A 10,897-nucleotide genomic window follows, 5' to 3' on the forward strand; every position below is an offset into this window, starting at 1 on the left:
GCTCCTACAGCGACCCAGAGGTATAAGCGCACGGCAATCGTGGGAGCCGAATTCATTCGGCGATGGCGGCGCCAAGCCGCCCTTGCTCGATGGCTCGCACGGTCTTTGGCTTTGCATGCAAACCAGTTGACAAAGTCCGGCGCGCTACCTCAAATAGCCCCACTTCAGCGGTTTTGTCGCTGGATCCTTCCAAGGAGGTCTCATGCGTTACCTACGTGCTCGCGTTCGCTGGCTCGCGCTTTTGAGCGTCACCTTGTGGCTTACTGGCTGCATGGCGCTGCCCCAGGCCGGCTTCAACGCCTTTCGTCTGTCTGTGAACTCGGCCACCGTCGAGAATGTTCGGGTCGGCTCGTTCGACCTGAACCGCGGGCTCGATACCGCAAGCCTTCCTGCCCTGCTGGCCTCGAGCGTGCGCTCGGGGAGCCTGCCGATTCAGGCCACCCTCGCCCTCGGGTTGGATCTGCCGCGGGGCATGCCGGCGGTGAATATGGCGGGCTTCAATTGGGCAGTGGATATGCCCGGGGCGGACCCGGTCACCGGGCGCTACGGTGAAACCGTGTCGCTGACGCCGGGGGCGGGGCCGAACCTTCGCCTGCCGCTGTCGCTTGACGTGCTCGCCAGCGACCCACAGCGCCTGCGCCCCATGATCGACCTGGCCCGTGAGCTGGCCGCCCGCGGCTCGCTGCCCCAGGGAAGCGAGCTTGCGATCACGCCGGGAAGCCTGAGCGGGCTGGGCGTGACGCTGCCCGCCGGCGTACTGACACCGACGCTGCGCTTCAACGTCGGCCCCGACGGTCAGCTCTCTCAAATACGCTAGCTTAAGTACGCGAGCGTTTGCCGCACGGCGCCGGGGAACTTGCCAATTCGCCGCCCGCATTTGACCGCTCGCTGCGTTATGATAAAACTATTCAAAACAGATCGTTTCGAAACGGATCGTTCACCTTCATACGGCTTTTCGCCAACAAGGAATTTATATGCGCTGGCTTCGCCCTTTCGCCGTTACCGCGCTGTGCGCCTCGCTCGCCGCCTGTAGCACCTCGCCCACCGGACGCTCGCAGCTGCTGCTGTTGTCGGATGCCGAACTGAATCAGATGGGCCAGCAGGCATTTACCCAGTATCAGCAGGACGTGCCGATGGGTGATCAGGCGAGCCTGCGCTACGTGCAGTGCGTCACCAACGCCATCGTCGACGTGCTGCCGGAGCGCCAGCGGAGCATGGACTGGCAGGTGCGCGTGTTCAAGTCCGAGCAGCCCAACGCCTTTGCCCTGCCCGGCGGCTATATGGGTGTCAACACCGGCATGCTCGACATCGCCACCAGCCAGGACCAGCTCGCCTCGGTCGTGGGCCACGAGATCGGCCACGTGCTGGCCAACCACGCCAACGAGCGCGCCTCGACCGAAAGCGCGACGTCGCTTGGGCTATCGGTGATTTCCAGCGCCGCGGGCCAATCCGCCGGTGGCCAGCAGCTCATGGGCGTGCTGGGCATGGGCGCGCAGTACGGCATCGCGCTGCCGTTTTCGCGGACGCACGAAAGCGAGGCGGACACCATCGGTCAGAACCTGATGGCCCAGGCTGGCTTCGACCCGCGTGAAGGCGTAACGCTGTGGGAGAACATGCAGGCGGCATCCAGCGGCGGCGCTCCGCCCGTGTGGCTTTCGACCCACCCAAGCCAGGGCCAGCGCATCGAAGGGCTGCAATCCACCATGAGCCAAGCCATGTCGATCTACGAGCAGGCCAGAGACCAGGGCCGCGCGCCGAATTGCCCGCGCCCCTGATCGCGCACACTCCGTTCGCCTGTCAGGCGCGTCCTACGCGCCTGACAGGCAGGCACTCACCCCTCGATAAGCGTTTTTCTTAACAGCGCCTGCACCGGCGCCGTCTCCGGGCGCACGTGGTGCCAGATAAAAAACGCCTCCGCCGCCTGCTCGACCAGCATGCCGAGCCCGTCGATCGTGCGCGCTCCGCGCTTGCCCGCCCACTGTAAAAACACGGTGGGGGTGGCGGCGTACATCATGTCGTAGGCGACCGCGTCTGGTTCGAACAGCGTCTCGGGCAGCGGCGGCAGCTCGCCGACAAGGCTGGCGCTGGTGCCATTGATGACCAGATCGAAGCGCCCGGATAGCGCCTCATACCCGCCGCCGGCGACGCTTCCCAGATCGCGAAAGTCCGCGGCTAGCGCCTCGGCCCTGGCGCCGGTGCGGTTGGCGATGACAAGCTCCCGCGGGCTTTCATTCAACAGCGGCTCGAGCACGCCGCGCACCGCGCCGCCGGCCCCCAGAATCAGCACGCGCTTGCCGGCCAGGGGCACCTCACAGGCCTTCAAATCCCGTAGCAGGCCGATGCCGTCGGTATTGTCGCCATAGATACGCCCGTTCTGACCGAGGCTGAGTGTATTCACCGCGCCAGCGCGCCGGGCGCGAAGGCTCTGGGTATCGCAAAGCGTGAACGCCTGCTGCTTGAACGGCACGGTGACGTTGGCGCCGCGCCCGCCGCTTTCGCAAAACGCACGCCAGGCCTGATCGAAGCCATCGAGCGGTGCGAGCTCGGCGGTGTACTCCAAAGGCTGACCGGTCTGCGCAGCGAAGGCGCGGTGAATCAGCGGCGATTTGGAGTGCTTGACCGGATTGCCCAACACGCAGTAACGGCTGCTCATGCGCTCACTCCCGCTTTTTCAGCTTCGGCTAGCCAGTCGCGCGGTGTCAGGTAGTCGTCCAGATGTGCCTCCGGGCTTCCCGGGCCCGGCGTATAGCCGTACTCCCAGCGCGCCAGCGGCGGCATCGACATCAGAATCGACTCGGTGCGCCCGCCGCTTTGCAGACCAAAGAGCGTGCCGCGGTCCCACACCAGGTTGAACTCGACGTAGCGCCCGCGACGATAAAGCTGGAACTCGCGCTCCTGCTCGCCCCAGGGCGTATCGCGCCGGCGGCGGGCGATCGGCAGATAAGCCTCCAGGAAGCTATCGCCAACCGCGCGCTGAAAGGCAAAGGCAGACTCGAAATCCGGCTCGTTGAGATCATCAAAAAAGAGCCCGCCCACGCCGCGGGTCTCGTCGCGGTGCTTGAGGTAAAAGTACTCGTCGCACCACGCCTTGTAGCGCGGGTAAACGCCCTCGCCGAAAGGCGCGCAGGCGGTGTGGGCCACCCGGTGCCAGTGCACGACGTCCTCGAACACCGGGTAGTAAGGCGTCAAGTCAATCCCGCCGCCGAACCACCATACCGGTGCCTCGCCTTCCTTTTCGGCAATGAAAAAGCGCACGTTGCCATGACTGGTAGGCACGTGTGGATTCTCTGGATGCAGTACCCAGGAGACGCCCACGGCGTGGAAGCTGCGACCGGCAAGCTCCGGGCGCGAGGCGGTGGCAGACGGCGGCAGCGTCTCGCCAAAGACGTGGGAGTAGTTGACGCCGCCCTTTTCGAACAGCGCGCCGTTTTCGATTACCCGCGAGCGTCCGCCGCCGCCGGCCTCACGCTGCCAGCTCTCTTCTCTGAAGGTGCCGCGCCCGTCCGCGTCGGCCAGCGCCTCGCAGAGCCGGTCCTGCAGGTTCATCAGGTAGGTTTTAACGTCGTCCAGATGCTCGTGGGCCACAGTGTCTCCAAAGCCGTGCAGGGGTAGACGTCAATGGTAAGGGGTAAAACAGAAGCGGTGAAGGGGCGCCGCACTCAGTCGTGGCGCTGAAAGCGCACCAGCGCGCGGCGGTAGGCGCCGCTTCGAACCGCGCGACTGATCATCGGCATCGCGCTTTTGATGCCGACGCGCACCAGCCGACGCTGCACCCGGGGCATGTCGAGCGACAGCGCCCGGGAGCCCCACTCGGGCAGAAGGTCGATGCCGGCGCGCATGAACAAGGCGCCTGCCGGGCGCAGAATCAGATGGCGTGGCGGCGCGCTTAAAAGCACTCGCACCACGTCGCGGGTGCGCTCGTCGCAGACAAGCTCACCTCGCTTGTCCTCGAGATACGCCGCCACCGCGTCGCGGCTGTCCGGTACCTGGCGGGCGCCGAGCGCCTCGGCGATGCAGGCGGTTTCGAAAAAGTAGCGGTCCTGGTCCGCCGCGCTGAGCGATGGATTGCGGTACACCAGGTGCGCGGCCATGAAGCGGCTCATCTCCGCCACGTGCACCCATGTGAGCAGGTCCGGGTCGTCGGCGGCGTAGGCGCGCCCATCAGCAGCGTGGCCGCGCACCTTTGCGTGTACCCGACGCACTCGGGCGATCGCCTCTTCCGCTTGGGCGAAATCGGCGAAGCTGGTGGTCGCGATGAAGTCGCTGGTGCGCCTAAGGCGCCCGACCATATCGTGGCGAAAGTTGGAGTGATCCCACACGCCGGCCAGCGCCAGCGGATGCAGCATTTGTAAAAGCAGCGCGCTGATGCCGCCGCACATCATCGGCGTGAAGTCGCCGTGAATGCGGCGCACGAGGCCACCTTCCGGAAACGGGCCAGGGTTTTCGTCGGCCCGCGCCGCGCCGAGTCTGGCCACCATGGCGTCGTGCAGGAAGTGGCTCATGTCAGGCGCGCAGCACCTCGTTGGTCACCAGATCGCGAATGGTGCTGGGTCGGGTCTGGCCGCCGAGTTCGCCGTCAAGCACGGCACTGATCTCGTCGCCAAAAACGGCGCGTACCTCGTCAAGGCTCATCGCCGGCGGCTCGGCGGCGCGGTTGGCGGAGGTCGACACCAGCGGCCCGCCGAAGGCCTCGCAAAGCGCCTTCATACCGGGGTGGTCAGTCACCCGCAGCGCCACGCTCTGGTGGGCACCGCGCACGAGGCCGTGGCTGCGTCCGTTGTCCGGCACCAGCCAGGTGTGGGGGCCAGGCCAGCTCGCGGCAAGCGGCGCGTGCAGTGCGAGCGGCAGCGACTCGAGCCACGGGCCGAACTGCTGGATGCTGGCGGCGACCAGAATCACGCCCTTGGCCGGGTCACGCTCTTTCAAGCGCATCAGGTGCGCCAGCGCCTCGTCGTTATCCGGGTCGCAGCTCAGCCCCCATACCGCCTCGGTCGGGCAGGCGATCACGCCGCCCTGGCGCAGGGTCTGAACCACGCGCTGAAGATTGTCCATCGAAGTCATCACGGTCTCCTGTGAATACGCGGCGCTGCCACGGATCGAACCGTCATCTTACCACGCTGCGCGATTCTCCCGGTGTGATCGGATCTAACTCAGGCGCACCCAGCCGCCCGCCTGCTGAGCCACGCGGCCCTCGAGCTCCAGCATGAGAAGCCGTTGCTGGCACTGCCCCACGCTCTGGTCGGTATGCTGCACCAGCAAATCGATCGGCGTGGGGGTCGAGGAGAGCGCGGCGAGCAGTGCATCCGGCGTATCGAGCGCAAGCGACGAACTCATCTGGACCGGGCCGGGCGCGGCGGGTTCCGCTGGGCTTCGCTCGGATCCGGGCAGGTACGCGCCGGCCCAGTGGCCGAGCTCCTCTAAAATGTCGTCGACGTGGCGCGTAAGAATGGCCCCGCTTTTCAGCAGCGACAGGCACCCGGCGGCCTGCACGTTATAAAGCGAGCCCGGCAGCGCGAAGAGCTCGCGGCCCTGCTCCAGCGCCAGCCGCGCGCTGACCAGGCTGCCGCTTTTTTCCGTGGCCTCGACCACCAGCGTACCAAGCGAAAGCCCGGTGACGATGCGATTGCGCCGTGGAAAGTACGCCGGCCGCGCCCGGGTGCCCGGCGGGTGTTCCGAGAGCACCAGCGCCCGCGGTGTTTGAATGAGCTGCTGATAAAGCGCGCGGTGGCTCGCCGGGTAGATGACATCCACCCCCGAGCCCAGCACCGCCACCGTAGCGCCGCCTTCATCGAGGGCGGCCTGCTGGGCCAGGCCGTCCACGCCCAGCGCCATGCCGCTAACCACGCACCAGCCGCGACCGGCAAGCGCGCGGGCAAACTCCCGAGCGTTGCGCCCGCCTTCCGCGGTCGGCTTGCGGGTACCCACTAGCGCCAAGCGCGGGCCGGTCAGCGCGTCGAGATCGCCCTGGGCCCATAAAACCGGCGGCGGGTCCGGCAGCTCGTCGAGAAGCGTCGGCCAGCGCGGGTGGCCCGGATGTAACACGTGGCGGTGGGGGCCAGCCTCGCACCAGGCGCGGGTGGCATCGATTGGCGCCTGAAGCGGGCTTTTATTCGGGTGGTCGAGCCAGAGCCTGAGCGCGCTGGCCGCCGGCGCCGGGAGCGCGGCGAGCCACCCCAGGGGCCAGTCCGGCGCCTGATCATAAAGCGCCTTGAGCCGGTGCGCGCCCAGGTTGGGCAGCGCCTGTAGGGCTAGCCACGCGTTGGCATCCATACCCGCCTCCTTTTAGCTTGGGCTTTTTACCTAAAGCTTTTCACCCTAACCTTTTCACCCCGGGCTTTTTATCCCGCTCGTTTCATCAAGGCTTGGGCGTGCGCACCTCGTCGCCTACCGCCAGCACGTTGGAGGCCTGCATCACCAAGGCGTAGCTCATGCGACTATAAGGTTTGAACACCATCAAAAGCCCGCCTTCGGTGTTGGGCAGTTGGAACAGCTCGCTGGTGCGCGGGTCGTTGATGAGTTCGCCCTGCTGGTCGACGCGCAGCACGTGCCCGGGCTGCAGGCCATCCTGAGTACCGAGGTCGATGGCCACGACCTGCAGCCGGCCGATGAAGCGCACCCCGCCGGGGGCGGCGATGATGTGGCCGGCCACCTCGGCCTGCGGCGCGCGCGGCTGAAAGTCGCCCTCGACCCTATCATCGAGCGCGATCACGATGTCGTCGTTGCGCACCTCTTGCCTGGCGCTGAGCGCCTCGACCCGGGCGATCTCGCCCTGCTGGTCGATCAGGCGCGCCTCGCCGATGAAGACCAGCTCCTGGCCCAACACCTCGCCACTGAAGGAAAGGTAGGGCTCGCCCGGGCGGTAAAAGCCCAGCGGAACGCCCGAGGGCAGCTCACCGCGCACGTAGAGCGTGTCGCCGGCGCCGCTGATGAAGCGCTGGTTCTCGCCGCCGACCACGTAGCCAAGCTCCCCGAGCGCCCGGCCCGCCTCCAGAAAGCGGTGCTGGCGCAGAAACACCTCGACCACGTCCATCGGCAGCGCCAACACCGCCTCGCGCGGCTCGATGGTGCGCACGCGCGGGGAAAGCTTCACCACCGGCTGGCCGGTTTCCAGCGCAAAGCAGGGGGCGCCGGCGCAGTCGCGCAGCACCAGTGTGTCGCCGGGGTAGATCAGGTGCGGGTTGCGAATCTGCGGGTTGGCCTCCCAAAGTGACGGCCACTGCCAGGGGTTTTGCAAAAAGCGCGCGGCGATGCCCCAAAGCGTGTCGCCCTTGACCACCACGTAGCGCTCGGGGGCGTCGCTTCGAATACGCTCCCAGCCCTGTGCGGCGTTGGCAAACGCGGCGACACTCAGCAGCAGTGCGGCAAGGGCACCTAGGCGAAAGGTTTTATGCATGAGCATGGCGAATCCTAAAGCGGTGGCAGCGGTCAACGACACGCCCGCGTGCATGCCCAGAAGTACCGCCAGCGTGATATAGTGGCCTATAGTAAAGCACAGGGTCGCACCCGCCCATTGCAACGCGAGCGCGACTTTTTGGCTCCTTTTTCAACCCTACCGCGTTTGAAGCGCCGGGGCTCCCCGTTTCAAACCGCAGATTCAACAACGGTGATTGTAACGCCATGGCCAAACGTCCCATTCTCGAATTCCCCGATGAGCGCCTGAGAACCAAGGCGAAGCCGGTGGAGACCGTTGACGATGAAGTTCGAAGCCTGGTCGACGACATGCTGGAGACCATGTACGACGCCCGTGGCATCGGCCTTGCCGCCACCCAGATCGACGTTCACCGCCGTGTGGTGGTAATGGATGTCTCCGAGGCGGGCGACTCGCCGCTGGTCATGATCAACCCGCGCTATGAGCCGATCGGCGAAGAGAAAGAGCCGCTTTCCGAAGGGTGCCTTTCGATTCCCGAGCACTACGCGGATGTTCCACGCTTTTTGAAGGTGAAGCTCAACGCCCAAAACCGCGACGGCGAGGCGTTCGAGCTCGAAGCGGACGGGCTGCTTGCCCACTGCATCCAGCACGAGTACGACCACCTGGAAGGCGTGCTCTTCGTCGATTATCTGTCCGCGCTCAAGCGCGATCGCATCATGAAGAAAATGCAAAAGCGCCACAAGCTGATGCAGGACGCCTAGACGCCGTAAAAGCCGCCCGTGGGCGGCTTTTTCACGTCCGTTTATCCGGCCGCCCTCTCCACCGTTTTTCGAACAGGTAGATCCATGCCCTCACTGCGCGTCGTCTTTGCAGGCACTCCGGAGTTCGCCGAATCCCACCTCGCCGCCTTACTCAAAAGCGACCACCAGGTGGTGGGCGTTTACACCCAGCCCGACCGCCCGGCCGGGCGTGGGCGAAAGCTCACCCCGAGCCCGGTCAAACGCTTGGCGCTCGAACATGACCTGCCCGTGTACCAGCCGCAAAGTTTGAAAGACCCCGCCGCCCAAGCCGAGCTGGCAGCACTTAACGCCGATCTTATGGTGGTGGTCGCCTACGGACTCTTGCTGCCGCAGGCGGTGCTCGATACGCCGCGACTCGGCTGTATCAACGTTCACGCCTCGCTTTTGCCGCGCTGGCGCGGCGCCGCCCCGATTCAGCGCGCAATCGAAGCCGGCGACGCCGCCTCTGGCGTCACCATCATGCAGATGGACGCCGGCCTCGATACCGGCGACATGCTGCTCGAGCTCGAAACGCCGATCACCGAGCAAACCACCGGCGGCCTGCTTCACGACCGGCTGGCCGAGGACGGCGCCAAAGCGCTGATCGAGGCTCTCGACGCCCTGGCGGGAGACGGGCTTACGGCCACGCCCCAGCCGATCGAAGGTGTGACCTACGCCGCCAAGCTGAGCAAGACTGAGGCCGAGCTCGATTTTCACCAGAGCGCCTGCACGCTTGCGCAGAAGATTCGCGCCTTCAATCCTTGGCCGGTGGCCTGGTGCCAGCTAGGCGACGAGCGCCTGCGCCTTTACATGGCCCGCGCCGAGGCGCGCGACAGCACCGGTGACGCCGTCGAGCCGGGCACGCTGCTCGCCCACGGCCGCGATCATCTGCGCATCGCCTGCGGTGAAGAAGGCCGCGAGGTGCTGTGCGTCAGCCACGTTCAGCTTCCCGGGGGCAAAATGCTGCCGGTCAGTGCGCTGCTCAACGCCCATCCCCCACGGCTTGCGCCCGGCAGCCGCTTGGGCTCGCCCTTGACGCAACAGGAAGATAATTCATGAGCGCCAAACGCCCCCAGGAAGGCAGCGGCCAGGAAGTTCGCGCCGCCGCCGCTCGCGCCCTCGCCCCCGTTCTCAGCGAGCAGGGCTCGCTTGCCGGCCTCGACGAGCACAGCGTCATCGCCCGCGACCGCGGCCTGCTCAAGGAGCTCTGCTATGGCAGCTGCCGACGCCTGCCGCGCCTCGAGGCGATCGCCGGCAAACTCTTGAAGCAGCCGTTCAAAAAGCGCGACCAGGACGTCAACGCGCTTTTGTTGATCGGTATCTACCAGCTGTTGTACATGCGCATTCCCGCCCACGCGGGGGTGGGCGAAACCGCCGGTGCGGCCAGGCTTTTGAAAAAGGAGTGGGCCACGCGGGTGTTGAACGGCTGCCTGCGCCGCCTGCAGCGCGAAAGCGAAACGCTCGTTGCCGAGGTCGACCGCGATGAAAGCGCAGCGCTCGAACACCCGGCCTGGCTTTTGAATGCGCTCAAGAGCGCCTGGCCCGAGCAGTGGCGCGAGGTAGTCGCCGCCAACAACGAGCCAGGCCCCATGACGCTGCGCGTGAACCAGCGCGTCAACGACCGCGAAGCGTATCTGGCCAGGCTCACGGACCAGGGGCTCGACGCACATCTTTGCCTTCACGCGCCAGACGCCATCACGCTGGAAACGCCCTGCGACGTCTCGCAGCTCCCCGGCTTCGCGGAAGGCCATGTCAGCGTGCAGGACGAGGCGGCCCAGCTCAGCGCCGCGCTTTTAGGTCCGGCGATCGCCCCGCGCCCCGGCGCCCAGGTGCTGGACGCCTGCGCCGCTCCCGGCGGCAAGACCGCCCACCTGCTCGAGCAGTTCGACATCGCGCTAACGGCGCTGGATAGCGACAACCAGCGCCTGGCGCGGGTCGACGATACGCTCGGCCGGCTCAACCTGAGCGCCAATCTGATTCACGCCGACGCCGCTGAGCGCGACTGGTGGAGCGGTACGCTCTTCGATGCTATTTTACTCGATGCGCCGTGTTCGGGAACCGGCGTGATTCGTCGCCACCCGGATATCAAGAAGCTGCGCCGGCAAAGCGATATCGGCCAGCTGGCCAGGCTTCAGGCGGCGATTCTGGACAATCTCTGGGGGCTTTTACGCCCGGGCGGCACGCTCTTGTACGCCACCTGCTCGGTGCTTCCCCAAGAGAACGCGAAACAGATCGACGCGTTCGTGGCACGCACCCCGGACGCCCGAGTAACGACCCCGACAGACGTTGCCTGGGGTATGGCCAGCGGCTACGGTCGGCAGCTCTTTTCGCAACAAAATAGCCACGATGGCTTTTTTTATGCCAGGCTGAAAAAGCAACCGGCGTGACGCGAGCGTCGCGCCCAATCGCCAACTATCGACAAGGATGAGATGACCATGAGCGATCATGTTTACAAGCACGTAGAAATTACCGGCTCTTCGGAAAAAAGCATTGAAGACGCGGTGCAAAAGGCGCTGGCCAAGGCGTCCAAAAGCATCGACAACATGCGCTGGCTCGAGGTGGTCGACACCCGCGCCCATCTTGAAAACGGCCAGGTCGCCCACTGGCAGGTGACCGCCAAGGTCGGCTTCACCCTCGAGTAATTCCCCACTGCTTTTCGACGGCGGCTGGTTTACACTGGCCGCCGTCTTTATTGCAGCGCCCTTCTCGTTTGACCATACCGCCGGCGCTTTCAACGGATTCGATTCAC

Annotated in this window: 12 protein-coding genes; 6 read left to right on the forward strand and 6 right to left on the reverse strand. The window is 65.7% G+C overall.

Going from position 1 to position 10,897, the window contains the following annotated elements:
• Positions 1-202: 202 nt before the first annotated feature.
• Positions 203-817, forward strand: a complete 615-nt coding sequence (locus ACGLWX_RS17970; RefSeq protein WP_396241798.1) for a hypothetical protein — start codon at positions 203-205, stop codon at positions 815-817.
• Between the two features lie 157 nt (positions 818-974).
• Entirely contained in the window at positions 975-1,775 is an 801-nt protein-coding gene (locus tag ACGLWX_RS17975) for a M48 family metallopeptidase (protein WP_396241800.1), read from the forward strand.
• Positions 1,776-1,831: 56 nt separating this feature from the next.
• Here the strand turns inward: ACGLWX_RS17975 and aroE are convergent, their stop codons facing one another.
• From aroE to ACGLWX_RS18005, 6 genes are all read right to left on the reverse strand, one after another.
• A complete protein-coding gene (aroE, locus tag ACGLWX_RS17980; RefSeq protein ID WP_396241802.1) occupies positions 1,832-2,653 on the reverse strand; it encodes a shikimate dehydrogenase in 822 nt (273 codons plus the stop codon).
• Positions 2,650-3,585, reverse strand: coding sequence for an oxygen-dependent coproporphyrinogen oxidase (gene hemF / locus ACGLWX_RS17985; protein WP_396241804.1), 936 nt, complete (start codon positions 3,583-3,585; stop codon positions 2,650-2,652). The genes aroE and hemF overlap by 4 nt, the downstream gene beginning before the upstream one ends.
• Positions 3,586-3,659: 74 nt before the next feature.
• Positions 3,660-4,502, reverse strand: coding sequence for an oxygenase MpaB family protein (locus ACGLWX_RS17990; protein WP_396241806.1), 843 nt, complete (start codon positions 4,500-4,502; stop codon positions 3,660-3,662).
• Position 4,503: 1 nt separating this feature from the next.
• Entirely contained in the window at positions 4,504-5,061 is a 558-nt protein-coding gene (locus ACGLWX_RS17995) for an L-threonylcarbamoyladenylate synthase (RefSeq protein WP_396241808.1), read from the reverse strand.
• Between the two features lie 84 nt (positions 5,062-5,145).
• A complete protein-coding gene (gene dprA, locus ACGLWX_RS18000) occupies positions 5,146-6,270 on the reverse strand; it encodes a DNA-processing protein DprA (RefSeq protein WP_396241810.1) in 1,125 nt (374 codons plus the stop codon).
• An 85-nt stretch (positions 6,271-6,355) separates the two neighbouring features.
• Complete coding sequence (locus tag ACGLWX_RS18005; RefSeq protein WP_396241812.1) at positions 6,356-7,399, reverse strand: LysM peptidoglycan-binding domain-containing protein; 1,044 nt, start codon at positions 7,397-7,399, stop codon at positions 6,356-6,358.
• Between the two features lie 218 nt (positions 7,400-7,617).
• Between ACGLWX_RS18005 and def the strand changes: the two genes are divergently transcribed.
• The 4 genes from def to ACGLWX_RS18025 all read left to right on the forward strand — a co-directional run bounded on the left by def (position 7,618) and on the right by ACGLWX_RS18025 (position 10,790).
• Positions 7,618-8,130, forward strand: a complete 513-nt coding sequence (def, locus tag ACGLWX_RS18010) for a peptide deformylase (protein ID WP_396241814.1) — start codon at positions 7,618-7,620, stop codon at positions 8,128-8,130.
• 84 nt (positions 8,131-8,214) lie between these two features.
• A complete protein-coding gene (gene fmt, locus ACGLWX_RS18015) occupies positions 8,215-9,207 on the forward strand; it encodes a methionyl-tRNA formyltransferase (protein WP_396241815.1) in 993 nt (330 codons plus the stop codon).
• Positions 9,204-10,535, forward strand: coding sequence for a 16S rRNA (cytosine(967)-C(5))-methyltransferase RsmB (gene rsmB / locus ACGLWX_RS18020; RefSeq protein WP_396241817.1), 1,332 nt, complete (start codon positions 9,204-9,206; stop codon positions 10,533-10,535). Before fmt ends, rsmB begins: the two co-directional genes overlap by 4 nt.
• Positions 10,536-10,583: 48 nt before the next feature.
• A complete protein-coding gene (locus ACGLWX_RS18025; protein ID WP_252106752.1) occupies positions 10,584-10,790 on the forward strand; it encodes a dodecin in 207 nt (68 codons plus the stop codon).
• Positions 10,791-10,897 lie beyond the last annotated feature (107 nt).

Origin of the sequence: Halomonas sp. HMF6819 (assembly GCF_044335525.1) — a bacterium.
GTDB lineage: Bacteria > Pseudomonadota > Gammaproteobacteria > Pseudomonadales > Halomonadaceae > Vreelandella.